This is a genomic window from Zhihengliuella sp. (assembly GCF_031178195.1).
In the GTDB taxonomy this organism is placed as follows: domain Bacteria; phylum Actinomycetota; class Actinomycetes; order Actinomycetales; family Micrococcaceae; genus Zhihengliuella.
Genome location: NZ_JAPSJL010000003.1, coordinates 138,990 through 165,524 on the forward strand (window position 1 = coordinate 138,990; position 26,535 = coordinate 165,524).

Here is a 26,535-nt window from a genome sequence, read left to right on the forward strand (position 1 = left end):
TCCGCTGAACACGAATACCGTACGCCAGGAACGGCGAGGTACAGGGATTCCGGCCTCCCGCGCGGCTGCGCCGCCGTCCCGCAGGGGGAGGGGACGGCTTCAGCTCTCGGCCACGACCCAGCAGTCGTTGACGCTGGCGGAGACGCCCCTGTACTCGGTGCGCACGTCGACCGTGTGCCGCGAGTCCCGGACCCCGTCCTCCGTGGGGCCGACCCGGACGGTCTCCCAGCCGACGACGGCGTACGTCTCGTCCATGACCTGGACGGAGCACTGGGCAGTATCGGCGGGGTCCTTCTGGACGTCGAAGGTCACCGTCGCCTGGGTCGTCGAATCGATCGAGAAGGCGAGGTCCTTGAAGGTGACCTCCGCGGAATTCTCCATGGCTACCCAGCCGGCGAGGCCGACGGCGACGACCAGCGCCGCGACCGCACCCCACCGCTTGGTGCGCGGCGCCAGCCCGCGCTTGGGGGCGCCGTAGCGATTGGCTAGGCTGGGGGCGGGCTCGCTCGCGTCGGCGCCGGTCGCCGGACCGGCCGGATGCGACGGCGGCTGGGGCTGGGAAGTCATCGGCACCAGTTTACGTTGTCCTGCATGCGGGCGCGTCCGGCGGGATCGTGGCAGGATTCCGGCGACGGTCCGCACGCCCCCGGTTCCGAGCACCATCGGGCCTCGACCAGATCCTCACAGGGAGACGCACACGCGTGGAAGCAATCCGTACCCCCGTACCCAGCTCAGAAGGCCTGCGGCTGCTCGCCGTCCACGCCCACCCCGATGACGAGTCCAGCAAGGGAGCGGCGACCATGGCGGCCTACGTGGCGGCCGGAGCCCGGGTCATGGTGGCCAGCTGCACGGGCGGTGAGCGTGGGGACATCCTCAATGCCGCCGTCGGAGAGCTCGCCCATGCCCACCGTGACCTCGGCGGGGTGCGGCGGATCGAGATGGCCGAGGCCGCCGCCGCCCTCGGGATCGAGCACCGCTGGCTCGGCTACGTCGACTCCGGCCTGCCCGAGGGCGATCCGCTCCCACCGCTGCCCGCGGGATGCTTCGCGCTGCAGCCGGTCGAGCGCGCGGCCGCGCCGCTGGTGAAAGTCATCCGGGAGTTCAAGCCGCAGGTGATGACCACCTACGACGAGAACGGCGGCTACCCGCATCCGGATCACATCCACACCCACAACATCTCGATGTTCGCCTTCGACGCCGCGGCGGACCCGGACTACCGGCCGGAACTCGGGGAGCCGTGGACGGTCTCCAAGATCTACTACGACCGCGGGTTCTCACCCGACAAGTTCATCGGCCTCCACGAGGCCATGGAGGCCGCCGGACTCGAGTCGCCCTACGCCGAGCGCGTGGCGTTCCTGCGGGAGAACCCCGACCACCAGATGTTCACGTGGGTACGGAACCACCCGACGACGACGCGCATCTACAGCTCCGACTACTTCGAGGTGCGCGACGACGCACTGCGGGCGCACCGAACGCAGATCGACCCGGACGGCTTCTTCTTCGCCGTGCCGCGCGAGGTGGCGACCGACGCATACCCGTGGGAGGACTTCACCCTGGCCAGGACCCGGCTCGAGGGCTACGCGCTGGATCCGGAGCGACCCGAGACGGACCTGTTCGCCGGGCTCCGCTGACCCGCGCCGGCTACATCCAGAGGACGCCGTCGTCCTCGTGCTCCCGCAGGCGGTGGCGGATCATGCGTTCGAGCAGCTGGGTGGGCAGCGGCTCCGCGTAGGGAAGCTGGACGGACCCCTTGCCGGTCCTGCGGTCCGCGAGCTCGGGCAGGAACGCCCCGAGCGTGCTCGGCGTGAACACCATGGTGGCATGCGCCCTGTGGCCGGAGAACGTGAAGAGGATGGTGCCGCTCGGATGGAGGTACGCGGGCTGGTTCCAGCGGACCACCTCCGTGGCGTCCGGCGCTGTCGCCCGGCTCAGGGCTCGCAGGTCCGCGAGCCGTTCGGCCGCGGCCCCCTCGAATCCGGTGAGGTACTCGTCCACGCTCTCAATCCTGGCCATGCCTGATTCTCGCGCCGGAACCGCTGCACGTCGAGGGGCCAGGCCGCTCCCGCCCGTGTTCGACGTTCGGTAGAAATTCCCGGGTAGAATGGCCCGGAGCCCGACCGCAGACCGCGGACCCACGTGTCGAGGGAGTGGGCGCCGATTGACCCAGAGAGTGTGAGCACCCGTGAACTTCATGATGGCCCTCGCCGCAGCGGACCCGTCCCTGATGGACGCACCGACCGGTGACGCCGCCCGCGAGGTCGGCCCCGGCTTCGTGGGGTTCGTCGCCACGGCGCTGATGGTCGTCGCCGCGATCTTCCTGATCCGCGACATGGTCCGGCGCATCCGGCGCGTCCGCTACACGGCCGAGACCGAGGACCGTCAGCGAGAGCTCGTCGAGCGCGGCAAGCAGTACCAGACCGAGGACGACGACGCCCCGCAGGGCGACGCCGAACGGACCGTCGACGACGCCGGGCCGACGCGGGCGGAACAGCGGTTCGACGACGAGGGCGGCGCGGACGGGCACGACTCCCGCCCCTGACCGGCGCGGTGGGAGCATCCTGGGCATCGTCCGCAACCCCCTGACGTGCCGTGGCGCGCGTGAGACCATGCGTGCATGAACCGGTTGAAGGACGCCCACTCGGCGTATCTGCGCCAGCACGCGCACCAGGACGTCGACTGGTGGCCGTTCGGCCCGGAGGCGCTGGCCGAGGCGGAGCGCCGGGACGTTCCGCTATTCGTCTCCATCGGCTACGCCGCGTGCCACTGGTGCCACGTGATGGCCGCGGAGAGCTTCGACGATCCCCAGGTCGCCGCGTACCTCAACGAGCACTTCCTCCCGATCAAGGTCGACCGAGAGGAACAGCCCGACGTCGACGAGCTCTACATGGCGGCCACCCAGACCCTCTCCGGCCAGGGCGGCTGGCCGATGAGTGTCTTCGCGCTGCCCGACGGACGCACCTTCCACGCCGGCACCTACTTCCCGCCGCGTCCGGTGCAGGGCCGTCCCTCGTTCCGCATGGTCCTCGAGGGGGTCGACGAGGCCTGGCGCGAGCGCCGGACCCTGTGCGAGGAGCAGGCGAGGCGGCTGTCCGAGCACCTCGGCGGGCTCGCCGACGCGCAGCGCGACCTCCTGGGCCTCGCGCAGGACGGGGCCGGAGGGCAGCGTTCGGGTGCGGACGACGGCGGGGCCGCCGGCCTGCACACCGCCGTCCTGGCCCGGCTCGGGGCCGAGGAGCAGCCCGGGGGAGGGTTCGGGCCGGCCCCCAAGTTCCCGCCGTCGAGCGTCCTCGACTACCTGCTGGAGCTCGCCGCGTCGCCGGCCGACGCCGAGCACCGAGAACTGGCCCTCGGCCTGGCCAGCCGGACGTTCGACGCGATGGGGCACGGAGCCCTGGTGGATCACGTCGGCGGCGGATTCCACCGCTACTGCGTCGACGACGGCTGGCGCGTCCCGCACTTCGAGAAGATGCTGTACGACAACGCGCAGCTGCTCCGCCACGCCGCCCGCTGGTCGGCACTGTGCGGTCTCCGGGCAGCCCGGCAGCACCGGGACCCGCGACAGCCGGACCGGCTGCCGCCGGGGCACCAGCCGGCACCCGACGCCGCCCACGAGGACGTCTGGCAGCGTCGGGCCCGCTTCGGGCGTCGGCTCGCCGAGGGCACGTACGAGTGGCTCGTCGCCGAGCTGCTGCTGCCCGGGCGCGCCGGGCTGGCCTCGTCGCTCGACGCCGACACGGTGGGGCCCGACGGGGTCCACGTCGAGGGCGGGACGTACCTCTTCAGCGACGAGGAGATCCGCGGCGCGGCCGGAGGCGGCTGGGAGCTCCTGGCCGACCGGCTCGACGGGGCGGATCCCGAGGACCTGGCGCCCTCGGGCCGGCGGCGCCGCACCGGGGGCCGGCGGACGGTCGCGTTCGACGGTCCGCTGGACTGCGAGCAGTGGGCCGCCTGGGACCGGGCGCTGCCGGGACTGAGGGCCCTGCGGGCCGAGCGCGCGCAGCCGGCCCGGGACGGCAAGGTCGTGGCCGGCTGGAACGGGCTGGCGGTCCGTGCCCTGGCCGACGCCGGCGTGCTGCTCGAGCGCCGGGACATGGTGGACCTCGCCGCGGAGCTCGCCGAGTACCTGTGGCGGCAGCACTGGGACGCCTCCGAGCGGACGCTGTCCCGCGTGACCTATCGGCCCGGCGGCGCCCTGCTGGAGGACTACGCGGGAGTGGCGCTCGGCTTCCAGGCCGTCGCGGGCGCCACGGGGGAGGCCCGGTGGATCGACCGGGCGCGGGAGCTGGTGGACGCAGCTCGGGCGAACCTCCGCCTCGACGACGCCGAGCACGCCTCGGACACCGCGGTCGACCTCCTGGCGCACGCCCGCGGGGGACGGGCGGCACTCTCCGGGCTGGACGACGCGACTCCGAGCGGTCTCGCCCTCCAGGCGACGGCGCAGATGGTCCAGAGCGGTCTCGACGCCGACCCGGCGCGCGCCCGCCGCGCGGAGACCCTGACGGCGCACGTGCGGCGCGTCGCGGCGAAGGCGCCCCCGCAGTTCGGGACGGCGCTGGCCGCGGCGGTGCGGATCGACGGGGACCGGACGCTCGCCGTCGTCGGGGGCACACCGGCCGAGCGCCGCGCCGCGGTGCGCGCCGCCGTCGTGCACGGGATCACGACGTTCGCCGCGCCGGGCCGGAACGACGACGTGGGGCTGACCGCGCACCGGCCCGCGGCCGAGGGCGGCGGCCTGCGCCTGTACCTGTGCCACGGACAGAGGTGCGACGCACCGATGGGCTCGCTCGAGGAGCTCGAACGGGCGTTGGCCGCCGGTCCGTAGGCGACCGGCGCGGGCTCAGCGCGGGCCGAGCACGGCGAGGGCGATCGCGACGTAGTGGCAGGCGAATCCGACCACCGTGCAGGCGTGGAAGAGCTCGTGGAAGCCGAACCAGTCGGGGTGGAGGTCCGGTCGCTTGAGCGCATAGAACACGGCGCCGACGATGTAGGCGGCGCCGCCGACGCAGACCAGCACAGCGGCCGGGGGACTGGCCGTGTAAAAGTCGCCGATGAAGATCAGGGCGGCCAGACCCAGCAGGATGTAGACCGGCACGTACAGCCAGCGCGGCGCGTTCGTCCAGAGCACTCGGAACGCGATGCCCAGCAGGGCACCCACCCAGACGCCGGCGAGCAGCAGAGTCGCCTTCGACTCCGGCAGGAGGAACGCGGACAGCGGCGTGTAGCTGCCGGCGATGACGAGCATGATGTTGGTGTGGTCCAGCCGCTTGAGCACCATCCGGACCGGCGGCGACCACCGGCCCAGGTGGTAGACGGCCGACACGGCGAAGAGCAGCACGCCCGTGGCGGCGTAGACCGCCGTGGTGAGCTTGCCGAGCTGGCCGGGAGCCAGGGCGATCAGGACGATGCCGGCGGCGAGGGAGAGCGGCACCATGGCTGCGTGGATCCAGCCGCGCAGCCGGGGCTTGAACTCGACGCCCTCCTCGGTCCTGGTCGTGCCCGCGGCCTCCACGGGGTCTACGTCCCCGGTGCTGTTCTGCATGGGGCCACCCTAGCGGACCCGCGGATGACGGATCCGCGCCACCGGGCGTGTGCCGCGGCGCTCGGCGGCAGGTCGCACCCCGGCGCCTCCGACTAGCGGTAGCGTAAGACGAGACGTGCGCCCAGGGAAAGGAGACCGAGGTGAAGCTGCCCCGGGTCGTCTACCGCTTCTACGAGCGTCGGCTGGGCCGCTTCCTGGTCAACGACCTCCCTCCGGACAAGCTGCCGCAGCACATCGGCATGATGGTCGACGGCAACCGGCGCTGGGCCAAGCTGGCCGGTGCCCCCACCGCGCACGGCCATCAGGCCGGCGCGGACAACATCCTGCAGTTCCTGGACTGGTGCGAGGACTTCGGCATCCGCACCGTGACGCTGTACATGCTCTCCACGGACAACATGAACCGCTCCGCCGAGGAACTGTCACAGCTCATGGGGATCATCGCGAATCTCCTGGACCGGCTCGCGGAGAATCCGACGCGGCGGATCCACCCGGTCGGGGCCCTGGAGCTGCTGCCGGAGTACCTGGCCGCCAAGCTCACGGGGCTCGCCGAGCGGACCCACGGCTGCGGCGGTCTGGTGGTGAACATGGCGGTCGGCTACGGCGGGCGCCGCGAGATCGTCGACGCGATCCGCGAGCACCTGCGCACCGAGGCGGTCGCCGGCCGCAGCATCGAGGAGGTCGCCGACCGGCTCGAGATCGACGACATCTCGCGCTTCCTCTACACCCGCGGCCAGCCGGACCCGGACCTGGTCATCCGCACGTCGGGGGAGCAGCGGCTCTCCGGATTCATGACGTGGCAGAGCGCCTACAGCGAGTTCTACTTCTGCGAGGCCCTCTGGCCCGACTTCCGCAAGGTCGACTTCCTGCGCGCCCTGCGCGACTACGCCCGGCGGCAGCGTCGCTTCGGCTCCTGACGGCGACGCGGAGTTAACGCCCTCTTCATGCGGAGATCCCTAGCCGAACTACACGCGTGGGATTAGGTTGGTCACAAGCCGGCGAACCCGCCGGCCCACCGGACGGCCACCTGGAGAGCACGATCATCCGCATCCAGCTCACTTCTCACGGGGAGGCCGGTACAGGCCTCTCGGCCGTGCCGGCGGATCCGAAGCACACCGCTCGGCCGGTGCCCGCGACGGGCGCCACGACCGGGCGGGCGAACGATGGGGAGTCATCATGGGCGCAGGGGTAGAGAGCGTGTACGGCACCACCGCGGGCACGCCGGCGACGGCGGCACGGGGGAGCGCTCCGGAGGGGCCGTTGGCGGCCGCGGCCGAGGCGGCGTCGGTGGCGGCGCGGCAGAGTGTGGGGACGAGGTCCTACGTCCTGGACACCTCCGTGCTGATCTCCGACCCGCGCGCGGTCCTGCGCTTCGCCGAGCACGAGGTCATCGTGCCGATCGTCGTCATCGCCGAGCTGGAGAAGAAGCGTCACGACGGCGAGATCGGCTACTTCGCGCGCCAGGCGCTCCGGCTGCTGGACGAGCTGCGCATCGAGCACGGCGGCCTCGACAAGCCACTGCCCCTCGAGGGCGGCGGGTCGCTGCGCGTCGAGCTGAACCACGTCTCCACCGAGGTCCTGCCGATCGGGTTCCGCGGCACCGACAACGACTCGCGGATCCTCGCCGTCGCCAAGAACTTCGCCGACGAGGGGCGCGACGTCACGGTCGTCTCCAAGGATCTGCCGCTGCGGGTGAAGGCCTCGGCCATGGGCCTGCAGGCGGACGAGTACCGCAACGAGTTCGTCGCCGACTCCGGGTGGACGGGTACCGCGGAGGTCGACGTCGCAGACGAGGACATCGTCGCCCTCTACAACGGGGAGGCGACCCATGTGGCGGCGGCCGCCCACCTGCCGACCAACACCGGGCTCGTCCTCCAGTCCAACCGCGGGTCGGCGCTCGGCCGGGTCGGGGAGGACGGCCTGGTCCGGCTCGTCCGCGGTGATCGGGAGGTCTTTGGGCTCCACGGCCGCTCCGCCGAGCAGCGGCTCGCGCTCGACCTCCTCATGGACCCCTCCGTCGGCATCGTCTCCCTCGGCGGACGCGCGGGCACCGGCAAGTCGGCGCTCGCCCTGTGCGCCGGGCTCGAGGCAGTGCTCGAGCGCCGGGAGCACCGGAAGATCATGGTGTTCCGGCCGCTCTACGCCGTGGGCGGCCAGGAGCTCGGCTACCTGCCCGGCTCCGAGGGGGAGAAGATGAACCCCTGGGCGCAGGCCGTGTTCGACACGCTCGGCGCCCTCGTCAGTGAGAACGTCATGGACGAGGTCATGTCGCGCGGGATGCTGGAGGTCCTCCCGCTGACCCACATCCGCGGTCGCTCCCTGCACGACGCGTTCGTGATCGTCGACGAGGCGCAGTCGCTGGAGAAGAACGTCCTGCTCACGGTCATGAGCCGGATCGGCCAGAACTCCAAGATCGTTCTCACGCACGACGTCGCCCAGCGCGACAACCTCCGGGTCGGACGCCACGACGGGGTTGCCGCCGTCGTCGAGACGCTCAAGGGCCACCCGCTCTTCGGTCACGTCACCCTGACGCGGTCCGAGCGCTCGCCGATCGCGGCGCTGGTCACGGAGCTCCTCGAGGGACAAGTCGGCTAGGGGAGAAGTCTCCCGACGGCGGAGCCCGCTGGCCGGGCGCCGCCGTCGCCCCGCCGCCCCGTGGGCACTCGTGGGCTCGGCGGCGGTCAGCCGCCCACGATCCAGGGGATGTGGTCCCGAACGTCCGTGAGGACCGACTCGTGCTCGACGAACAGGTCGTCGAGCATGTATTCGTCGACCCCGAGGAGGGTGATCGTGCGGCCGGCTCCGGCGTCCTGCCCCTCGAGGCGGCGGACGTGGGTGCAGACCGAGGTCTGCGCGTCGATGCGCACCAGGCTGCGCCCGGCCCCGAGCAAGGGCTGGTCGGGGACGGCCGCGTGGTAGGACGCGTTCGGGCTGACGACCGCCTCCCACACCGCGCGGCCGTCCTCCGTCCCGCCGCGCAGCTCGTGGATCTCGACGACGTTGGAGAAGGGGAGCTCGGTCGGCGCCGGCGCGTTGCCGGCCAGCTCCACGGGATCGAGCATGGCCGCCCAGAGGCCGTCCCCGAAGGCCGGATCGCCGTAGCGGGCCTCGGGACGACGGCGGACGAGGCCGGCGTCGTCGTACACCGGTTGGACGAGCCGCGGCGGCAGGAGCCACGACGCGCGGGTGCCCGCGACGTAGAACGCGTCTCGGGAGTTGTTGATGCCGGTGGTGCTGTAGAGCAGCCGCCCGTCCGGGCGCTCGACGCGCAGGGCGTCCGGCCGGCGCAGCCAGGCCATCACGCGTTCCAGCGGGAACCCGGCCCGGCCGTCCCCGGGAGAGCCCGCCGCGCCCTCTGGACCGGGGCGGGCGGGCCCGCCGGATCCGTCCGGCGCCGCCGAGGCGGGGGAGCCGGACGTCCGCTCGGGACCCTGCCAGGTCACGGCGAAGCGCAGGCTCTCCCAGCGCCACGGCGAGGACCGGCAGAGACGCCGGAAGGCGGAGGCGGCATCGGCGGCGACGGGCTCGGACATATCCACAGCCTACGTCCGGCCGAGCGGCCGCGGCAGGGGTGAAGTAGCGTGAGGCGCATGATCTCCCTGTTCGCCGAGCTCTCGGGGGAGCGCCCCTGGGCCGCGGCCGCACTGGCTGCGGCCCTGGTCGTCTTCGCCGTCAATGGGACGCGCCTGGCCGTGATCGATGCCCGGACGCACCGTCTGCCGAATCGGATCGTCCTGCCCTGGTACCCGGTGGCCGTGGTGCTGCTCGGCGCTGCCGCGCTGCTGGCCGGCGATCCGGGACAGACGCTGCGCATGCTCGCCGGAGGCGCCATCCTCTTCGGGTTCTATCTCCTGCTCCACCTGATCCAGCCGCGGGGGATGGGGATGGGCGACGTCAAACTGGCGGGAGTCCTGGGCCTGCATCTGGCGTTCCCCGCCTGGGAGTACCTGGCGCTCGGCACGCTGCTGACGTTCCTGGCCGGTGGGCTCACCGCCGTCGTCCTGGTCCTGACGAAGCGGATCGACGCCAAGGCCTCAGTCCCGTTCGGACCCTTCATGGTGCTGGGGACCGCCGGTGCACTGCTGATCGGCTGACCGGTGGCAGCGGCCTGCCGCACGGGGCCGGCTGCAAGCGGGCCAGCGACACCGGGCGGCCGCACTGGCCGGACGTGGGGCTCAGGGCCGAGCCCGCTCGCCGCGGCCTAGCGGTTCGGGCCGGTCATGGTGGTGACGTCGAGTGCCTGGTCGAGCTGCTCCTCGGTGAGCTCGCCCCGCTCGACGAAGCCGAGGGACAGGGTCGCCTCCCGGACGGTGATGCCCTCGGCGACGGCCGTCTTGGCGATCCTGGCCGCGTTCTCGTAACCGATGAACTTGTTCAATGGGGTCACGATCGACGGGCTGGCCTCGGCGAGGAAGCGGGCGCGCTCGGTGTTGGCGGTCAGACCGTCGATCATCCGGTCGGCCATGAGACGGCTCGTGTTGGTCAGCAGGCGGATCGACTCGAGCAGATTCGCCGCCATCACCGGGATGCCGACGTTGAGCTCGAACGCGCCGTTGGTCGAGGACAGGGCGATGGTGGTGTCGTTGCCGATCACCTGCGCGGCCACCTGGATCGCCGCCTCGCAGATCACCGGGTTGACCTTCCCGGGCATGATGGACGATCCCGGCTGCAGGTCCGGGATCGCGATCTCGCCGAGACCGGTGTTCGGCCCGGAGCCCATCCAACGTAGGTCGTTGTTGATCTTCATCAGCGAGTAGGCGATGGTGCGCAGCTGGCCCGACGCCTCGATCAGCCCGTCGCGGTTCGCCTGCGCCTCGAAGTGGTTGCGCGCCTCGGTCAGCGGCAGCCCCGTGTCCTCCGCGAGGAGTGAGATGACCTTCTCCGGGAAGCCCTCCGGCGTGTTGATGCCGGTGCCCACGGCGGTCCCGCCCAGCGGGACCTCGGCGACGCGCGGCAGCGAGGCCTCGACCCGTTCGATCCCGTACCGGATCTGTGCGGCGTAGCCGCCGAACTCCTGGCCGAGCGTCACCGGCGTCGCATCCATGAGATGCGTGCGGCCGGACTTCACGACGTCGGCGAACTCCTCCGCCTTGCGCTCCAGGGACGAGGCGAGGTGGTCCAGGGCCGGCAGCAGATCGTTCAGCAGGGCGCTCGTCGCCGCGACGTGCACCGACGTTGGGAACACGTCGTTCGAGGACTGGGAGGCGTTGACATGGTCGTTCGGGTGCACCTTCTTGGTGCTGCCGTGTTCGGCGAGGCGGCGGGACGCGAGCTCGGCCAGCACCTCGTTGGTATTCATGTTCGACGAGGTGCCCGAGCCCGTCTGGAAGACGTCGATGGGGAAGTGGTCGTCGAGCTCGCCGTGCGCCACCCGGTCGGCGGAGTCGACGATCGCGTCGGCGATGTCGCGGTCGATCACGCCGAGGGCCGCGTTCGCCTGGGCGGCGGCCTTCTTCACCCGGGCGAGCGCCTCGATGTGCTTGCGTTCCAGACGCTTGCCCGAGATTGGGAAGTTCTCCACGGCGCGCTGCGTCTGCGCCTTGTAGAGTGCGTCCGCGGGGACGCGGACCTCGCCCATGGTGTCGTGCTCGATGCGGTAGTTCTCGGTCCCAGTCATGGACCCACCGTAGTCCGGCGGCGCGGCGCGGCGCTAGGACGGGCGGCCCGTCCCGGCGCCGCGCCTCAGAGCCGGGTCAGGACTGGACGCTGCCGTGCTCCGAGACCAGCTCCGCGCGGCCCTCGGCGAGGCGGTAGGCCAGTCCGACGACGGCGGTGCGCCCCTCGTCGATGGCCGCCGCGAGGCTGGGCGAGGCCTCGGCGAGGCGGGACGAGGTCTGGCGGACGTGCTCGACGACCGTCTCGTTGACGCTCTCGATCCCGTTGCGGCGCGCGGCGATGACGCTGGGGGTGATGCGCTCGACCAGGCCGCGGATGTAGCCGGGGGGCATCTGGCCGGTCTCGTAGGACTGGCCGGCGGCGGTCACGGCGCCGCAGGAGTCGTGACCGAGCACCACGATCAGCGGCACGTTGAGGACGTCGACGGAGTACTCGAGCGAGCCGAGCACCGTGTCGTCAACGACGTGTCCCGCCGTGCGGACCACGAAGACGTCGCCGAGCCCGACGTCGAAGATGATCTCCGCGGCCAGGCGCGAGTCGGAGCAGCCGAAGATCACGGCGAAGGGATGCTGGGAGTCGATCAGCTCGCCGCGGCGCTCGGCGTTCTGGTTCGGGTGGGCGCTGGTGCCCTCGACGAACCTCGCGTTCCCCGCCCGCAGCTCCTCCCAGGCCTGCTGGGGGGTCAGTGCGCGCGGAATGGATCCGGTGGGTCTCGTGTCAGTCATGGCACCAGATTAACGCCGCGGGACTCAGGCGGGAGCCTCTGTGACGGCCGTGGCGGCGATCTCCAGGAGTTCGTCGCCGGAGTCGCTGTAGAGCATCACCGTGCTCCCCTCCAGCTCGGCGACCAGGGTGACGTGCTCCACGCCGTCGTCGTCCCGGTAGGAGTACTCCTGCCACACCAGGCCCGCGATGTCCCGCTTGCCCGAGGGCGCGACGTCGCCGGCGTGCTGGGCGATCCACGTCGGGTTCGCGTCCGCGGTCTGCCGCAGGCCCACGAAGCCGTCCTCGCCGCGGACGTAGCCGACCTCCCAGAAGTCGACGCCGTCGGCCTGCGATCCCTGCCAGCGCGCGAAGTTCGGGTACCACTCCTCAGGCAGCTCCAGGTCCAGTGGGACGAATCCCGCCGAGTCGCCCACCTGCCGGGCACCGGCCGTGACGTCGACGTCGGGCCGGAAGTTGTTCTCCAGGTTGAACGGGTTCAGCGCGAGCACCGGCAGGACCACGGCGAGGGTGAGCAGCACGGAGATGACCATGCCCTTGAGGGACTGGTTGGCGCGCTTGGCCTGCGACTGGGTCAGGACGGGCTTCGGCAGCTGCTCTTGATCGACGTGCTCGGTATTCACGTAACCATTGTCCCCGATGCGGGCGCAGCCCCACGACCCGCAACCATGGCCGATATGATCGACGGGGAGCGGGGACGACCCGCGGACATGCACTCAACGGTGAGGAACGACGTGACTGAAGACACAAATTTCGCCCAGCTATCGCCCCGCTTGTCGCTGGGGGACGCCGAACCGGACCGTAACCTCGCGCTCGAGCTCGTGCGCGTGACCGAGGCCGCCGCCATCGCCTCCAGCCCCTGGGTTGGCCTGGGCGACAAGAACGCGGCGGACGGCGCCGCGGTGGACGCGATGCGCTCGCTCCTCTCGACGGTGCGGTTCAACGGCGTCGTGGTCATCGGTGAGGGCGAGAAAGACGAGGCCCCCATGCTCTTCAACGGGGAGCGCGTCGGCGACGGCAACGGTCCCGAGGTCGACGTCGCGGTCGACCCGATCGACGGCACGCGGCTGACCGCGCTGGGCATCAACAACGCCCTGTCCGTCCTGGCGGTCGCCGAGCGCGGCTCGATGCTCGACCCGTCCGCCGTGTTCTACATGGAGAAGCTCGTCACCGGCCCCGAGGCCGCCGATCTGGTGGACCTGCGGCTGCCCGTCAAGCAGAACCTGCACCTCATCGCCAAGGCGAAGAACAAGCCGATCAGCCAGGTGACCGTGTGCGTGCTGGACCGCCCGCGCCACCAGGGCCTCATCGAGGACATCCGCTCCGCCGGGGCTCGGACCAAGATCATCCTCGACGGCGATGTCGCCGGGGCCATCGCCGCGACGCGCGAGGACACGGGGGTCGACGCGCTCATGGGCATCGGCGGCACCCCCGAGGGCATCGTCTCCGCGTGCGCCATCCGCGCCCTCGGCGGCGTCATCCAGGGCCGCCTGTGGCCGCAGGACGACGACGAGAAGCAGCGCGCCATCGACGCCGGCCACGACCTGGACCAGGTGCTGACCACCACGGACCTCGTCACCAGCGACAACTGCTACTTCGCGGCCACCGGCATCACCGACGGCGACCTGCTCCGCGGCGTGCGCTACAAGGACAGTGCAATCCGGACCCAGTCCATCGTGATGCGCTCGAAGTCCGGGACCATCCGCTTCGTCGACGGCGAGCACCAGGCCCGCAAGTGGGAGCCCTACCTGCGCTGAGCCGGGAGCATCAGGGGAGCGGGGCGCGCGGCGGGACCGTGACGGCGAAGGCCGTCGCACCGCCGTCGCGTCCCGCGTCTGCGTCTCCGGCGGAGTCCTCCGGGCGGGTGGTCAGCGGGGCCTCGCCGGCGGGCACGAAGGCGGCCTCCCCGGGGCGGAGCACCAGGCTCCCGGCGGACGACTCGAGCCGGACGGCGCCCGCCGTGGCCACGACGACGACGGGCCCGTTCGCCTCGACGGCGAGCGGCGCAGGCGTTCCCGGGCCCGCGGCCCCGGCCGGCCAGTGCAGGTGCTGCAGCTGGAACTCCTCGAACCCGGGACGGTACACCGCCGAGCGGGGCGCGGGGCCGGAGACCCCGGACGTCTGCTCGGGCCGGACGTACGGGACCGGCAGGGGGCGGAAGTCGACGGTGGAGAGCAGCTCGGCGACGTCCACGTGCTTCGGCGTGAGCCCGCCGCGCAGGACGTTGTCCGAACTGGCCATGACCTCCACGCCGAGGCCGTCCAGGTAGGCATGGACGTTCCCCGCCGGCAGGGCGATGGCCTCCCCGGGCTCCAGCGTCACGTGGTTGAGCAGCAGCGAGATCAGGGTGCCCGGGTCGCCGGGGTAGTGGCGGGCGATCGACTCGAGCTCCACCAGTCCGGGGTCCGGGTCGGCTCCGTCGCGGGTCAGGTCGGCGACGGCGGCCGGGGCCTCGCGCACCAGCGCCGCCACGGCGGCGGTCACCTCGCGGCGCTCCCCGCCGAGGAGGGCGGTGAAGGCTCCGGCGATGTCGCCGTCGTGCAGGCGTCCGGCGAGAGCCCGGGCGGCCTCCGCCGCCTCCTCGCCGACGGCCGGTGATCCGGCGAGGACCTCGAACAGTCGCGCCGACGCGCTCGGCTCGCGGAAGCCGCAGAGGGCGCGGAAGGGCGTCAGCGCGAAGAGCAGCTCCGGCTTGTGGTACTCGTCCTTGTAGTTCCGATGCGGTGCGCTCCGGGGGACCCCGGCCCGCTCCTCGGCCGCGAAGCCGGCCCGGGCCCTCTCACGACTCGGATGGACCTGCAGGGACAGGGGGGCGGCCGCCGCAAGGAGCTTGGCCAGGAAGGGCAGACCGCCGAAGCGGCGGGCCGTGTCCTCGCCGAGCAGTTCCGGCGACGCCGAGAGGAGCTCGTCGAGCCCGGGCAGCCCCTCCCGGTCGGCGGCGTCGAGTGCCGTCGCCCCGTCGTAGGACGCCTCGGCGGGCCCCGGAGGGCGCCCGGCGAGGGGCTCGACACGGGACGGTGCCCCGGGGTGGGCCCCGATCCACATCTCCGCCTCCGGTCGCCCGGTCGGCGTGCGTCCCGTCAGCCCGGCCAAGGCCGTGGTGGAGCCCCAGGCGTAGTCCCGGATGGTGTTGTGCAGTCGGAACATCGGCGGCCTCAGGCGGAGCACTCGGCGTTGCTGTCGGCGATGAGCGAGAGGATGTCCTCGCGGCCCATCTCCTCGAGCTCGATCAGGTACTCCTCGGTGATCGGCGAGCCGTCCGGCTGCGTCGTCGGAGCCGAGTCGGTCCATCCCTGGATGCTATTGGACTCCTCCGTCGGCTCTGCCTCCGCGGACGTCTCCTCCGCGGGCTCCGACGAGGCCCCGGCATCGGCGGTGTCCTCGGCCGGCGTCTCCTCAGGGGACTCCTCGGGGGCGGGCGTCTCCTCGGGAGCGTCGTCCGAGGCGGCGAGCAGGAGCTCGTCCACGCGGGAGCGGATCTGGTCGAAGTCCGGGTAGGTCGAGAAGCGGTCGGCGCTGGTGCCGAAATCCGGGGCGCCGAGCGTCAGCCGCTCGAACGGGTGCTGGCGGGCCTTGTCGGCCAGGCCGAGGAAGCTGCTGAGCTGGTCCTGCGGGATGTCCGTGTCGACGAGCTCCTCGCCGGCGGACATGATGGCGCTGAACCGGGTGAGGACGGTCTGGGGGTTGAACTGCTTCATCATGGCCTGCTGCAGGCACTGCTGACGCCGGATGCGGTGGTAGTCGGTGGTGAAGTACCGGGAGCGGGCGAACCACAGGGCCTCCGCGCCGTCGAGCTCGAGCTCGCCCGGCGGGAACCAGCGGGTGCGGACGAACGTGTCGTCCCGCTCCGGCCCGCGGAACGGGACCCAGCCGCCCGAGTCCACCGTCACGCCGCCCATCGCGTCGATCAGCTTCTCGAAGCCCGCCATGTCCACCAGGACGTAGCTCTGGACCTTCACGCCCGTGATGCCCTCTGCGGCGTCCATCATCGCCTCCGCGCCGGGGTCCTCCGACTCCGGGTAGAGGTCGGAGTGGTTGTCCGTGACGTCCTTGTAGAGCGAGTTCATGATGCACTCGTCGCCGCAGTTGTACCCGGTGGGGTAGATCTGCCGCATGGGGGAGTCCTCGGCGAACTGCGCATTCTGGAAGTTGCGCGGGAAGGAGATGACGGCGGTCCGGCCCGAGTCGGCGTCGATGCTGAAGAGCATCATGGTGTCCGGCCGCAGGCCGTCGCGGCCCTCACCGGCGTCGCCGCCCATGACCATGATGTTGTAGCGACCGTCGACCGGGTCGAACGCCGGTCCGGTCGCGAACACGTCGCCGATGGTCTGACGTCCCTCGTTGACCACGAACGAGCCGTAGCCGAGCGCGCCGGACGTCCCGACCAGGGCAGCGATGGTGCAGGCGACGAGGATGCCGCGGGCCCCGGGGGCCAGGAGCTTCGGCCGGATGATGGCCAGGGTGTTGATGAAGAGCAGCAGCCAGCCGACGGCGAGCACCAGCAGGGAGACGGCCAGCACGATCTGCACGGCCGGCCGGGCGACGAGGCCGAGCAGGATGGAGCGGTCCACGAAGTAGACCACGAGGGCGACCAGGACCAGGGCCCAGCACGTCAGCGTGACGGTCAGGGCCCGCCGTCCCAGGGTCCGGTTCCCGGCGACGACCTGCGCTCCGCCCGGGACGAAGATCGTCAGGAGCAGGAGGAAGAAGGCCCGCTTGGTCCGGACCTGCGCGGGCGCATGGTTCGGGTAGCGGACGGGATCGGTCAGGCCGCGGGCGGCTGTGCTGTGGCGCATCGGGTCTCGGATTCAGTCGGCGTCGTTCAGTCGGCGTCGGCTGCGACGGTGGCTCGCAGCGCGGCGCCCTTGTCCACTGCGGTCTGGCGCAGGGAGGCGGAGAAGTCGATCAGCCGGCGCTGGAGTCCGGCCGCGTGCTCGCCCTCTCCGGCGGAGAGGATGCGGGCGGCGAGCAGGCCGGCGTTGCGGGCGCCGCCGATGGAGACGGTGGCCACGGGCACGCCGGCGGGCATCTGCACGATCGACAGGAGGGAGTCCATGCCGTCGAGGGTTTTGAGCGGCACGGGGACGCCGATGACGGGCAGCGGGGTGACGGAGGCGAGCATCCCGGGCAGGTGCGCGGCACCGCCGGCCCCGGCGATGATGACCTTGATTCCGCGCTCGTGGGCCTCGCGCCCGTAGGCGATCATGTCCTCCGGCATCCGGTGCGCGGAGACGACGTCGGCCTCGAACGGGATGTCGAACTCCGTCAGCGCCTCGGTCGCGAGCTTCATGACCGGCCAGTCGGAGTCGGATCCCATCACGACGCCGACGAGCGGTCTCGCGTTGCTGTTGCTCATGTCGCCTTTACTCTCCATCGCGGATCAGTGCGGCCACGTGGTCGGCCCGGGCGCGCAGGGAGTCGACGCTCTCCCCCCGCTCGGCGACGACGTTGACGTGCCCGATCTTACGGCCCGGGCGCACGGACTTGCCGTAGGCGTGGACCTTGGCGCGCGGCTCGGCCGCCAGCGCGGCCGGGAACATGGAGTAGAGATCCGCGTTGGCGCCGCCCAGGTAGTTCTTCATGACCACCCGTTCTCCCAGCGGCGACGTGTCGCCCAGCGGCAGGTCCAGGACGGCCCGGAGGTGCTGCTCGAACTGGCTGGTCACCGCGCCGTCCATGGTCCAGTGACCGGTGTTGTGCGGGCGCATGGCGAGCTCGTTGATGACGAAGCCGACCCCTTCGCCGGGGGTCTCGAACAGCTCGGCGGCCATGACGCCCGTGACGCCGAAGGCCTCGGCGATCCGCAGGGCCGTGTCGCGCGCGGCGGCGGCAACCGCCGGGTCCAGGTCCGGGGCCGGTGCGATCACCTCGTCGCACACGCCGTCGACCTGGATGGTGTGCACCACGGGCCAGGCGCGGGCCTCGCCGCCGGGCGTGCGCGCCACGAGGGCGGAGAGCTCCCGGGAGAACTCGACCTTGTCCTCGGCCAGCAGGGACCGGCCGGTGCCGTCGGCGGTGGTGAACCAGTCGGCGCAGTCGGCGGACTCGGCCGGGGAGGCGACGATCCGCACGCCCTTGCCGTCGTAGCCGCCGCGCGGCGTCTTCAGCACGATCGGCCAGCCGATCTCCTCGCCGAACGCCGTCAGCTCCTCCACGGTGGCGACCTCGCGCCAGCGCGGGTTCGGCAGGCCGAGGCGCTCGACGGCGCGGCGCATGACCAGCTTGTCCTGGGCGTGGACCAGGGCATCGGGGCGCGGCTGGACGTTCACGCCCTCGGCGATGAGCGTCTGCAGGTGCTCGGTGGGGACGTGCTCGTGGTCGAAGGTCACCACGTCCTTGCCCCGGGCGAAGGCCCGCAGGGCCTCCAGGTCCCGGTAGTCGCCCACGGGCGCCTGGGACACGGCGGGCACCGCCGAGACGTCCGGCCCCTCCGCCAGCACGTGGAGCTCGAATCCGAGATGCACCGCCTGGGGCGCCATCATCCGGGCCAGCTGGCCCCCGCCTACTACACCAATCACAGGAAAAGTCACCCGCCCAGCCTACCGAAGCCGTGCCGCCGGGCGGGCGCGGTGACCCAACGCACGCGCCCGGGCGGCCCTGTTCCCAGAGAATCTGCAGGGCGCGGACGTAAAATGAGAGGCTGTACGCCGTCCGCCCCCGTGGCCGACGCGCCCCAAACATCCTGGAGGGATATGTTCAGCGCACTCACCCAGCGCGTTCGTGGTCTCGTCTCGCTGCTCTGGCGCGAGGTCATGAAGTTCGGAACAGTCGGTGCGGCGGCCTTCGTCGTCGACACCGGCATCTTCGTCTGGCTGATGTCCGGGCACATGGCCGGCTCCGAGGTCAAGGCCAAGATCGTCGCAGGCGCCGTGGCGACCATCTTCTCCTGGGTGGCCAACCGCTACTGGACGTTCCGCCACCGCCGCCAGGCCAACGTGGCGCGTGAGCTGGTGATGTTCGTGGTGATGAACGCGATCGGCCTCGGCATCGCCGCTGCGTGCGTCTGGGTCACCAAGTACATCCTCCAGCTGACGGACACCACCAGCCTCTTCATCGCCGGCTCCGTGGTCGGCCTGATCCTCGGCACGATCTTCCGCTTCTTCGCCTACCGGTTCTGGGTCTTCACGGCGGAGCTGGACGCCGAGCCCGAGTTCGCGCACGACCACGAGCTCGCCCACCTCGGCCGCGAGGCCCACGGCCGGCACGCGGCGGACGACGACGTCGACGACTCGACCGGTCAGACCAGGACCGTCGCGCCCTCCTGATCCAGCAGCCGCTGCGACGCCTCGACGCCCGCTCCCGTCCGGTCCCGGCCGAACAGGACCAGGGCGTCGTTCCGTCGGAAGAGGGCGACGGCGACGCGCAGCGCCCGCTCGAGCGACTCGGTCGCGAGCGCGGCCGTGCCCCCGCCCGCCGGGAGCCGCTCCTCGAGTCCGTCTCCCGCGCCGCCGGAGGGGGCTGTGCCGCGGAAGAGCTCGTCGTAGGTGACCTCGGCGCCGTCGGCGGTCTGCAGGGACGGGCCCGCCGGAAGGGTGGACTCCGGCTCGCAGAGATCGCCGTAGCCGCGAACCTCGGCCGCGAAGTCGACCGCGCCCGGCGGCAGGTCGCCGTCGTACGCCGGGGCCAGGGATCCCAGCGCGACGGCGAGGACCTCGCCCCCGGACGCCCCGGCGTCCGCCCGCAGTCCCAGCAGCTCGGTGGGCCGGTCGGTCACCAGGAGGTCGCCGGGAGCCGACGGGTCCACGCGCACCTCGGCGCCACGCTGCCAGGCGGCGAACGCCAGCGCGAGCGACTTCCAGTGCGGGGGCAGGTCCAGGACGACGGCGGTGCCCGGCTCGACGTCGTACTCCTCGGCCAGGAGGTTCGCCGACTTGGCGACCCAGTTGTCGAAGACGCGGCCGGAGAGCTCGACGCGCTCCCCGCCGGCCCCGTGCCACACGAGCAGCGGGGCCGCCGAGGCCCGGAGCGGACGCAGCACGTCCTCGGCGCCGGTGAACGGGGTGTGATCCGATGATGAAGATTTTCCGGTCATGCTCGCTCCTCGAGTTGCTGTGAAAACCCTGACAATCCGCGGATGTCGTGTTCTGGCCGGACTGGCGCGGAATCCACTCGGCGTGGCGTGCCGGGACACGCCGGTCCGGAGTCTCTAAAATCCCCCAGCCCGCTTGACGGGGTGGAGTTACACAAGTGTAATTATGGCGGCGGCACGGCCCGCTTCCCTCTCAAGGTAGCCGACCGCCCGAACCATGCAATCGCGCGCAAGACGAGAGTCATCCGCCGGAACCACCACCTGGACAGTCGAAGGGCTCAACAATGGGGACACCCGAACGCATTCATGAGCACAACTCTGCCGCCGCGCAGGCCTCCAAGCACTACGGTTCGCGCGGTGTTCCGGCGGACTGGTTCCTCGACCCGGCCGACGACGCCGCGGCGGAGCGGTTCCGCGAATCCTCCCTGAAGCTCGAGGACCAGGCCACGGCGTTCCTGGCGGCCCACGAGGCGGCCGGCCTCGGCTCCGAGGCCCCCGGCGGGGACCGGCTCGGGGCGGTCCAGGAGCTGTACGCGGACGGTCCCCACCGCGACGGCGAGGCGCTCCAGGGCTCCGGCGAGCGACCCGCCGAGGCGCGGCCGGCCGAGCGGAACCTCTGGCTCGGCCTGATCGGCGACGCCGAGGACGAGGGCGAGCTCGGCTGGCAGACCGAGGCGCTGTGCGCGCAGACCGATCCCGAGGCCTTCTTCCCCGAGAAGGGCGGCTCCACCCGCGATGCCAAGAAGGTCTGCGGCGCGTGCAACGTCCGCGCCGAGTGCCTCGAGTACGCGCTCTCGAACGACGAGCGCTTCGGGATCTGGGGCGGGCTGTCGGAACGCGAGCGCCGCCGGCTGCGGAAGCGAGCGGTCTGATTTCCGAGCACGTCCGGGTCACCGCCGTCGTCGCGACGCACAACGGTGCCGCCTTCCTTCCCCGAACCCTCGAGGCCCTCGCCGCCCAGACCCGACCCGTGGATGCCTGCATCGGCGTCGACGCGTCCTCGCGGGACGGCTCCGCAGACCTGCTGGAGGAGCTCCTGCCCGACGGCGCCACGGTGGTCCGAACCGTCCCCCGCGGGTTCGGCCACTCGGTGGCCGAGGGGCTGCGCGGTCGACTGCCCGAGGCCCAGGCCGACCTCCAGGACTGGATCTGGCTGATCCACGACGACTCGGCGCCGGCCCACGACGCGCTGGAGCACCTGCTCCGTGCCGTGGAGACCAGCCCGTCGGTCACCATCGCCGGCTGCAAGCAGCTCGACGCCGACCGGCCCCGCCGCCTGCTCGACGTGGGCCTGTCCATGAGCCGCGCCGGCGAGCGGCTCACGATGATCGAGGCGGACGAGCTCGACCAGGGCCAGTACGACAACCGCTCGGACGCCTTCGCCGTGAACTCCGCCGGCCTGCTGATCCGGCGCGACGCGTGGGAACTGCTCGACGGCTTCGATCCCGCCCTGCCGGGCATCGGCGACGACCTCGACCTCGCGTGGCGGAACCGGCTCGCGGGACATCGCGTCGTCGTCGTCCCCCGTGCCCGGATGTACCACGTGGCCGACGCGGTCAAGAGCATCTCCGGGCCGCTCGCCGCGCGGCGCTCGCAGGTCTACCTGCGCCTGAAGCACGCACCAGCGCTGGCCGTGCCGTTCATCGCGATCGGGGCGCTGCTCGGGGGCCTCGGCCGCTTCCTCGCCGGCCTGGTCGCCAAGGACCCGGGTTACGGCGCGGGTCAGCTGGCCGCCTCCTTCCTCGCCGTGTTCAGCCCCGTCGGCCTGGTCCGCTCCCGCCGACGCGCGGCGCGGACGAGGCGCCAGCGACGGTCCGCCGTGAAACCGCTGATGACCGACCGACGCGACGTTCGGGAGCACCGGCGGCACCAGCTCACCGGCGCCCACCACGACGGCGTGGTCGGCGACGGCGCCGGCAGCTCGCTCGAGGCGTCGAACCCCTCCGGCGACGCGAACGACGACTTCGCCGCGATCGCCACGCCGCACCGCACCAGCTCGATCGTCAGCGCCATCCTGGCCACCGGCGCCGCGCTCGTGCTCTCGCTCGTCGGCCTGCGCCACGTGATCGGCGCCGCGGCCGTGTCCGGCGGCTCGGCGCTCCCGGTGACCGCCGACCTCTCCGACCTCTGGACCAGCGCCACCACCTGGTGGCAGTCCACGGGCGCGGGCATCGGCGGCCCGCCCGATCCCTTCGACCTCGTCCTCGTGATGCTCGGCGGCCTGGGCCTCGGCCACACGAACGCCGCGGTCACGGTCTTCGCGCTCGCCGCGATGCCGCTGGCGGCGGTGTTCGCCTGGCTGGCGCTCGGCGCCGTCACCGGCTCCCGAGCGATCCGCCTGATCGGAGCGCTCCTCTGGGCGCTCGCCCCCGCGCTGCAGGCGGCCCTCGCCGGCGGGCGCCTGGGCGCCGTCGTCGTTCACGTGCTCCTCCCGCTGGTCGCGCTCGGCATGGTCCGCAGCATCGGCGGAGCCCGCCGCCGCGGGCAGGACGGCCTCAACGAGTACGACGACGCCGGTGCGCCCGAGCGCCCGGGCGTCGGCGGCGTCCCCTCATGGACCGCCGCCGCGGGGGCCGCGCTCGCGCTGGCCGCCGTCGTCTCGGCGGCACCAGCGCTGCTGGTGCCCGCGATCGCCGCGACGGTCGCCCTGGCGCTGGCCACCGGCCGCCGCGCCCGGACCCTCTGGTGGGTCCCGGTACCGGCGTTGGCGGCCACGGCCGGGCTCATCGCCGGGGCCTTCGAGAATCCGCGCGTGCTCTTCGCCGATCCAGGGCTGCCGCAGGCCTTCACCGCCGCACCGCTCTGGCAGCGACTGCTCGGCTTCCCGGAGGTACTGAGTGCCCCGGCGGAGACGCCGTCGTGGCTCCCGGCGCCCTGGGCGGGTGCCGACCTGCTCCCGTGGATCCTAGTGGGGGCGGCGCTCGTCGCGCTGCCGGTGCTGGCCTTCGCGATCGTCGGCGCACTGCTACCGGCCCGCGCCGGATGGGCCGCCCGCGCCGGATGGACGGTCGCCGTCGTCGGCCTCGCCGCATCCCTGGGCGCACAGCTGATCGCCACGGGGCTGGACCAGGGCGTCGCCGTCACTCCCTACACGGGTAGCTTCGTCTCCGTCGCCCTGATCGGCCTCCTGATCGCCGCCGCCATCGGCGCGACGCAGGCCCGCCAGCCGGACGCCGTGCGCGACGGTCGCCCTGCGCTCAGTGGCGGGCGCCGCGGGCTTGTGAACGCCGGCGCCGTCCTGGCCGTGCTCGCCCTGGTGCTCACCGCCGGGGGCTGGCTCGCCGCCGGCTCGCTCCACGGGCCGGGGATGCGCCTCGAGGCCGCGCCCGAGCGCACCCTGCCCGCCACGGCCGCCGACCGCGGCACCGGCGAGTACCAGACCCGGACCCTCGTGATCGACCAGCGCGAGGCCGGCGTCATCCAGGCGTCGCTCGTCAGCGGCGGCGGTGCCACGCTGGACGCCTCCGCGGTGGTCGCCCAGACCCATGAGTTCTACGGCTCCCTGCTGGAGCAGCAGCGCCGGGAGGACGACGCCGCCACCACGGCCCTGCGGGCGACCGTGGCGGCGATCGTCTCCGGCCAGGGCATCGACCCGCGCGAGGACCTGCGCGACCTCGGCGTGGCGTTCGTCGTGCTGGACGACACGAGCGCCGGCGGCGAGTTCCTCGCTTCCCAGATCAACGTGGTGCCCGGCCTGGCCAGCGTCGGCAGGACCGGCGCCGGCTGGCTCTGGCGCGTCCACGACGCTGCCGGCGAGGCGGAGGGCACCGGCGACTTCGCGGCGCGGGTGCGCATCGAGAACGACGGCGTGGTGCAGCACCTCGTGGAGAACGACCGCGGGCGCGTGGCGGACGAGTCCGTCCCGGCCGGGTCGACGGGGCGGGTGGTCGTGCTCGCCGAGCGCGCCGACACCGGCTGGCACGCGACGTTCAACGGCCGGCCCCTGCACGGGACCACCGCGGGGTGGGCCCAGGCCTTCGAGCTGCCGCCGGTGGCGGGCGAGCTACGGGTGTGGCACGTCAGCCCGCTGCGGCTGCCGATCGCGATCCTGCAGGTGGCGGTCCTGATCCTCACCGTCCTGCTCGTGCTCCCGTTCCGGGCGCGCCGGCGGGCGGCCGTCGCGCAGCCGCGCTGGCGGCACGAGGGCCATGCCGAGGAGGATGAGACCGGCCTCGACGCCGCGGACGAGCCGATGGAGAAGGAAGCCCGATGAGCCAGCAGGAGCGCCAGAACCAGGATCCCGAGCGCGAGAACCCGCTGGGCCGCGCCGGGGACCCGGAGCCCAGCGGTCTGCCGCAGCCGGTCGCAGCCGCGTCGGTGACCGGGGCGGGAGATCCCCGTTCGACGGACGACGCCGCCGATGATCATCGGCGCGACCTGGAGGAGGCGTTGGCCGCCCTCGGCGACCACGACGACGCCCCCGAGCGCGCCGAGGCCTCCGAGCCCACCGCGGCCTCCGAGCGCGCCGTAGCCCGCGAAGACGACGACGCGTCCGAAGCCGTTGCGGCCCCCGGGGCCTCCGCCGGCCCGGATCCGACGGCTGACCCGGCCCCGCAGACCAGCACCACGGACGAGGTGGCAGCGGACGTTCCAGAGGCCCGCGGCGAGCCCGGACATCGGCCCGAGACCGAGACCGAGACCGAGACCGAGACCGAGACCGAGACCGAAACCGAAACCGGGGCACGCCCAGCCGTCGCCGACGCGGGACCTGGGAGCGGGAGCGCGGAGGCCTCCGCCACGACCTCCGAGCCGGGAATCGCGTCCAAGGCCGCGCCCGCCGCCGCGGCCGCGGCGCCGGAGGGCGCGGGGCAGAACGAGGCCGCCACCCAGGACGGGGCGGGCCAGAACGAGGCCGCCGCCCAGGACGGAGCCACGGGCGCCCCCGGCGCGTCGGCGGGTGCCCCGGCCGACGCAGCCGAGGATGCCGGCGCGGCGCGTGCGAGCGCTCCGGCGGCCGACGCGCCGAGCCGTTCCGCCGCGGTGGCGGGAACCGCAGCCGCTGGCAGCCGTCGCGCGCAGCGTGAGAAGCGCCGTCGTACCCGCCGGCTGCTCGCCGCGGCCGTCGGCGCCGGCCTGGTGGTCGTCGCCGGCGGCGGCGCGACCGCCGCGAGCCTGCTCCCCCTGCCCAACGCGGCCGTCGACCTCGGCGTCACGCAGGCGACGGTGCCGGCCGGGGACGCGGTGCTCTCCTGTGCGCCGGAGCCGCGCATCGTGGAGGGCACGACGGCCGAGGGGAGCGACCCGGAGTTCGCCCCGGAGTCGGAGACGGCCTCCTCGCCCATCCGCGCGACCGTGGTCAGCGACGCGGCCCAGCGCCTGCCTGGCGCCGAGATCTCCGCGCTCGGCGGCGACGTGCTGCAGCGGCTGGTCGAGCGCATCCCCGAGGACGAGGCCGCCGAGTCCTCGGGCTCCAGCGCCGAGGGCTACACCGGCCAGACGGCCGAGACGGCCAGCAGCGTCGACCACCCGGGATGGGCCGTGCTCCGCGCCCAGCCCCTCGGCGGGTTGAAGTCCCTGGCCGGCATGTCCCGCAGCTTCAACGCGAACGACGGCGATCTGGCCGGCTACGCGGCGACCACGTGCCAGGCGCCGTCGAACGACCAGTGGATCACCGGTGTCTCCACGCAGGTCGGCCGCACGGGTCTGCTCATGCTGGCCAACCCGTCAGAGTCCGCCGCGACGGTGGACCTCGAGCTGGTCGGGACCACGGGACGGGCCGACGCGGCGAACCTGCGCGGGATCGTGCTGGCGCCGGGGGAGTCCCGCAGCATCGTCCTGGCGGGCATGATCCCCGACGACCCGGCCGTGGGCGTCCACGTCACCTCCACCGGCGCGGCCGTGAACGCCGTCGTCCAGCAGTCCGTTCTGCGCGGGCTCACCCCCGGCGGCGTGGACTACCTGCACGCCGGCGCGCCGGCGGCGCGGCAGCAGATGGTCCCCGGCATCGTGGTCCAGGCGCCCGAGGCGAGGCCGGACTCCGACGTCGACTACTCCGATGCCGTGCCGCAGCTCCAGGTCGCCAATCCGAGCACGGTCGACGCCGAGCTGGACCTGCGCGTCTTCGGCCCGTCCGGCGAGGTGGAGATGCCCGGCGGGGCCACGGTGACGGCTGCGGCCGACTCGGTGACCGCGTTCAGCCTGGCCGAGCTGCCCGAGGGGACCTACACGGTCGCCCTCCAGTCGTCCGAGTCCGTCGTGGCGGGAGCCCGCTCCGTACGGGCCGGAACGGGCGACGGCGAGGTGCCGACGGACTTCGCCTGGGCGCCCTCCGCCACGCGGCTGGCCAACCAGCACGTCGTGGTGCCGCCGCAGCTCGGCGACACCGAGCTCCTGATGGCCTCCGCCGGCGGCGAGGCCACGGTGGAGGTGCGTCCCGTCTCGGCCGACGGGACGATCGGCGAGGTCCGGACCGTCGGGATCCAGCCGACGCGGACGCAGGCGCTCGCGTTGAGCGACCTCGGCGAGGGCGTGGCAGCCGTGCTGATCGACGCCGCCGGCGAGCCGGTCTACGCGGCGCAGCGGACGCTGACCGACGGCGGGCACGGCATCTCCGTGCTGCCGGTGCCCCCGCCCAGCGAGGGCCAGCGGAACATCGCCGTCGACATCGTCCACTGAGCACTGGCCACGAGGC

General features: G+C 72.8%; 23 protein-coding genes. 11 read left to right on the top strand and 12 right to left on the bottom strand.

The genetic code is table 11. The annotated features are described in order from the left end of the window. Positions 1–99 precede the first annotated feature (99 nt). A complete protein-coding gene (locus tag RIN46_RS05710; RefSeq protein ID WP_309080430.1) occupies positions 100–567 on the bottom strand; it encodes a DUF4307 domain-containing protein in 468 nt (155 codons plus the stop codon). 143 nt (positions 568–710) lie between these two features. Between RIN46_RS05710 and mca the strand changes: the two genes are divergently transcribed. Beyond that, positions 711–1,631: a mycothiol conjugate amidase Mca gene (mca, locus tag RIN46_RS05715; RefSeq protein WP_309080532.1), complete on the top strand. Its 921-nt coding sequence runs from the start codon at positions 711–713 to the stop codon at positions 1,629–1,631. A 10-nt stretch (positions 1,632–1,641) separates the two neighbouring features. On the opposite strand, the gene RIN46_RS05720 is transcribed toward mca, so the two are convergent. Next, positions 1,642–2,013, bottom strand: a complete 372-nt coding sequence (locus RIN46_RS05720) for a DUF1801 domain-containing protein (protein WP_309080429.1) — start codon at positions 2,011–2,013, stop codon at positions 1,642–1,644. Positions 2,014–2,191: 178 nt separating this feature from the next. Between RIN46_RS05720 and RIN46_RS05725 the strand changes: the two genes are divergently transcribed. Beyond that, positions 2,192–2,539, top strand: coding sequence for a hypothetical protein (locus RIN46_RS05725; protein ID WP_309080531.1), 348 nt, complete (start codon positions 2,192–2,194; stop codon positions 2,537–2,539). Positions 2,540–2,614: 75 nt separating this feature from the next. Then, positions 2,615–4,822, top strand: coding sequence for a DUF255 domain-containing protein (locus RIN46_RS05730; protein ID WP_309080428.1), 2,208 nt, complete (start codon positions 2,615–2,617; stop codon positions 4,820–4,822). A gap of 15 nt (positions 4,823–4,837) precedes the next feature. On the opposite strand, the gene RIN46_RS05735 is transcribed toward RIN46_RS05730, so the two are convergent. Next, positions 4,838–5,539 carry a hemolysin III family protein gene (locus RIN46_RS05735; protein WP_309080427.1) on the bottom strand — a complete coding sequence of 234 codons (702 nt, stop codon included), beginning with the start codon at positions 5,537–5,539 and terminating at the stop codon, positions 4,838–4,840. A 140-nt stretch (positions 5,540–5,679) separates the two neighbouring features. On the opposite strand from RIN46_RS05735, the gene RIN46_RS05740 reads away from it, so the two are divergent. Both RIN46_RS05740 and RIN46_RS05745 read left to right on the top strand, forming a co-directional pair. Continuing rightward, positions 5,680–6,453, top strand: a complete 774-nt coding sequence (locus tag RIN46_RS05740) for an isoprenyl transferase (RefSeq protein ID WP_309080426.1) — start codon at positions 5,680–5,682, stop codon at positions 6,451–6,453. A gap of 259 nt (positions 6,454–6,712) precedes the next feature. Continuing rightward, a complete protein-coding gene (locus tag RIN46_RS05745; RefSeq protein ID WP_309080425.1) occupies positions 6,713–8,131 on the top strand; it encodes a PhoH family protein in 1,419 nt (472 codons plus the stop codon). Positions 8,132–8,217: 86 nt separating this feature from the next. Here RIN46_RS05745 and RIN46_RS05750 read toward each other — a convergent pair whose 3' ends face one another. Continuing rightward, the gene (locus tag RIN46_RS05750) at positions 8,218–9,069 is read right to left on the bottom strand and encodes a hypothetical protein (RefSeq protein WP_309080424.1); all 852 of its coding nucleotides are present in this window, start codon (positions 9,067–9,069) and stop codon (positions 8,218–8,220) included. Between the two features lie 57 nt (positions 9,070–9,126). Between RIN46_RS05750 and RIN46_RS05755 the strand changes: the two genes are divergently transcribed. After that, complete coding sequence (locus tag RIN46_RS05755; RefSeq protein WP_309080423.1) at positions 9,127–9,630, top strand: A24 family peptidase; 504 nt, start codon at positions 9,127–9,129, stop codon at positions 9,628–9,630. Positions 9,631–9,737: 107 nt separating this feature from the next. Here RIN46_RS05755 and RIN46_RS05760 read toward each other — a convergent pair whose 3' ends face one another. The 3 genes from RIN46_RS05760 to RIN46_RS05770 all read right to left on the bottom strand — a co-directional run bounded on the left by RIN46_RS05760 (position 9,738) and on the right by RIN46_RS05770 (position 12,498). Further along, positions 9,738–11,153, bottom strand: coding sequence for a class II fumarate hydratase (locus RIN46_RS05760; RefSeq protein ID WP_309080422.1), 1,416 nt, complete (start codon positions 11,151–11,153; stop codon positions 9,738–9,740). A gap of 76 nt (positions 11,154–11,229) precedes the next feature. Further along, positions 11,230–11,850 (bottom strand): carbonic anhydrase, encoded by a 621-nt coding sequence (locus RIN46_RS05765; protein ID WP_309080530.1) that lies wholly within the window; start codon positions 11,848–11,850, stop codon positions 11,230–11,232. Between the two features lie 51 nt (positions 11,851–11,901). Then, positions 11,902–12,498, bottom strand: coding sequence for a DUF4245 domain-containing protein (locus RIN46_RS05770; RefSeq protein WP_309080421.1), 597 nt, complete (start codon positions 12,496–12,498; stop codon positions 11,902–11,904). An 87-nt stretch (positions 12,499–12,585) separates the two neighbouring features. On the opposite strand from RIN46_RS05770, the gene glpX reads away from it, so the two are divergent. Next, on the top strand, positions 12,586–13,632 hold the full coding sequence (gene glpX, locus RIN46_RS05775) for a class II fructose-bisphosphatase (RefSeq protein ID WP_309080420.1): 1,047 nt from the start codon (positions 12,586–12,588) through the stop codon (positions 13,630–13,632). A gap of 10 nt (positions 13,633–13,642) precedes the next feature. Here the strand turns inward: glpX and manA are convergent, their stop codons facing one another. Genes manA through RIN46_RS05795 form a run of 4 tightly spaced genes read right to left on the bottom strand, consistent with a single transcriptional unit; the run spans position 13,643 to position 18,405 of the window. Then, positions 13,643–15,022: a mannose-6-phosphate isomerase, class I gene (manA, locus tag RIN46_RS05780; RefSeq protein WP_309080419.1), complete on the bottom strand. Its 1,380-nt coding sequence runs from the start codon at positions 15,020–15,022 to the stop codon at positions 13,643–13,645. 8 nt (positions 15,023–15,030) lie between these two features. Next, on the bottom strand, positions 15,031–16,671 hold the full coding sequence (locus RIN46_RS05785; RefSeq protein WP_309080418.1) for an LCP family protein: 1,641 nt from the start codon (positions 16,669–16,671) through the stop codon (positions 15,031–15,033). A 26-nt stretch (positions 16,672–16,697) separates the two neighbouring features. Next, positions 16,698–17,231: a 5-(carboxyamino)imidazole ribonucleotide mutase gene (gene purE, locus RIN46_RS05790; RefSeq protein ID WP_309080417.1), complete on the bottom strand. Its 534-nt coding sequence runs from the start codon at positions 17,229–17,231 to the stop codon at positions 16,698–16,700. 7 nt (positions 17,232–17,238) lie between these two features. Beyond that, a complete protein-coding gene (locus RIN46_RS05795) occupies positions 17,239–18,405 on the bottom strand; it encodes a 5-(carboxyamino)imidazole ribonucleotide synthase (RefSeq protein ID WP_309080416.1) in 1,167 nt (388 codons plus the stop codon). A gap of 162 nt (positions 18,406–18,567) precedes the next feature. Here RIN46_RS05795 and RIN46_RS05800 point away from each other — a divergent pair, with 162 nt between their 5' ends. Then, on the top strand, positions 18,568–19,140 hold the full coding sequence (locus RIN46_RS05800) for a GtrA family protein (RefSeq protein WP_309080415.1): 573 nt from the start codon (positions 18,568–18,570) through the stop codon (positions 19,138–19,140). Here the strand turns inward: RIN46_RS05800 and RIN46_RS05805 are convergent. Next, positions 19,113–19,907: a TIGR03089 family protein gene (locus RIN46_RS05805; RefSeq protein ID WP_309080414.1), complete on the bottom strand. Its 795-nt coding sequence runs from the start codon at positions 19,905–19,907 to the stop codon at positions 19,113–19,115. The two genes, RIN46_RS05800 and RIN46_RS05805, sit on opposite strands and share 28 nt — an antisense overlap. A 281-nt stretch (positions 19,908–20,188) precedes the next feature. Here RIN46_RS05805 and RIN46_RS05810 point away from each other — a divergent pair, with 281 nt between their 5' ends. Genes RIN46_RS05810 through RIN46_RS05820 form a run of 3 tightly spaced genes read left to right on the top strand, consistent with a single transcriptional unit; the run spans position 20,189 to position 26,519 of the window. Beyond that, a complete protein-coding gene (locus RIN46_RS05810) occupies positions 20,189–20,776 on the top strand; it encodes a WhiB family transcriptional regulator (RefSeq protein ID WP_309080413.1) in 588 nt (195 codons plus the stop codon). After that, positions 20,680–24,117, top strand: a complete 3,438-nt coding sequence (locus tag RIN46_RS05815) for a glycosyltransferase family 2 protein (RefSeq protein WP_309109441.1) — start codon at positions 20,680–20,682, stop codon at positions 24,115–24,117. The genes RIN46_RS05810 and RIN46_RS05815 overlap by 97 nt, the downstream gene beginning before the upstream one ends. Further along, on the top strand, positions 24,114–26,519 hold the full coding sequence (locus RIN46_RS05820) for a DUF5719 family protein (protein ID WP_309080411.1): 2,406 nt from the start codon (positions 24,114–24,116) through the stop codon (positions 26,517–26,519). Before RIN46_RS05815 ends, RIN46_RS05820 begins: the two co-directional genes overlap by 4 nt. The last annotated feature ends 16 nt before the right edge of the window (positions 26,520–26,535 follow it).

Bases quoted from the DNA above. Each gene is read 5' to 3' on its own strand.
- RIN46_RS05710 (WP_309080430.1), bottom strand. From the start codon at position 567: ATGACTTCCCAGCCCCAGCCGCCGTCGCATCCGGCCGGTCCGGCGACC.
- RIN46_RS05720 (WP_309080429.1), bottom strand. From the start codon at position 2,013: ATGGCCAGGATTGAGAGCGTGGACGAGTACCTCACCGGATTCGAGGGG.
- RIN46_RS05725 (WP_309080531.1), top strand. From the start codon at position 2,192: ATGATGGCCCTCGCCGCAGCGGACCCGTCCCTGATGGACGCACCGACC.
- RIN46_RS05730 (WP_309080428.1), top strand. From the start codon at position 2,615: ATGAACCGGTTGAAGGACGCCCACTCGGCGTATCTGCGCCAGCACGCG.
- RIN46_RS05735 (WP_309080427.1), bottom strand. From the start codon at position 5,539: ATGCAGAACAGCACCGGGGACGTAGACCCCGTGGAGGCCGCGGGCACG.
- RIN46_RS05745 (WP_309080425.1), top strand. From the start codon at position 6,713: ATGGGCGCAGGGGTAGAGAGCGTGTACGGCACCACCGCGGGCACGCCG.
- RIN46_RS05750 (WP_309080424.1), bottom strand. From the start codon at position 9,069: ATGTCCGAGCCCGTCGCCGCCGATGCCGCCTCCGCCTTCCGGCGTCTC.
- RIN46_RS05755 (WP_309080423.1), top strand. From the start codon at position 9,127: ATGATCTCCCTGTTCGCCGAGCTCTCGGGGGAGCGCCCCTGGGCCGCG.
- RIN46_RS05760 (WP_309080422.1), bottom strand. From the start codon at position 11,153: ATGACTGGGACCGAGAACTACCGCATCGAGCACGACACCATGGGCGAG.
- glpX (WP_309080420.1), top strand. From the start codon at position 12,586: ATGCACTCAACGGTGAGGAACGACGTGACTGAAGACACAAATTTCGCC.
- manA (WP_309080419.1), bottom strand. From the start codon at position 15,022: ATGTTCCGACTGCACAACACCATCCGGGACTACGCCTGGGGCTCCACC.
- RIN46_RS05785 (WP_309080418.1), bottom strand. From the start codon at position 16,671: ATGCGCCACAGCACAGCCGCCCGCGGCCTGACCGATCCCGTCCGCTAC.
- purE (WP_309080417.1), bottom strand. From the start codon at position 17,231: ATGAGCAACAGCAACGCGAGACCGCTCGTCGGCGTCGTGATGGGATCC.
- RIN46_RS05800 (WP_309080415.1), top strand. From the start codon at position 18,568: ATGTTCAGCGCACTCACCCAGCGCGTTCGTGGTCTCGTCTCGCTGCTC.
- RIN46_RS05805 (WP_309080414.1), bottom strand. From the start codon at position 19,907: ATGACCGGAAAATCTTCATCATCGGATCACACCCCGTTCACCGGCGCC.
- RIN46_RS05810 (WP_309080413.1), top strand. From the start codon at position 20,189: ATGGGGACACCCGAACGCATTCATGAGCACAACTCTGCCGCCGCGCAG.
- RIN46_RS05820 (WP_309080411.1), top strand. From the start codon at position 24,114: ATGAGCCAGCAGGAGCGCCAGAACCAGGATCCCGAGCGCGAGAACCCG.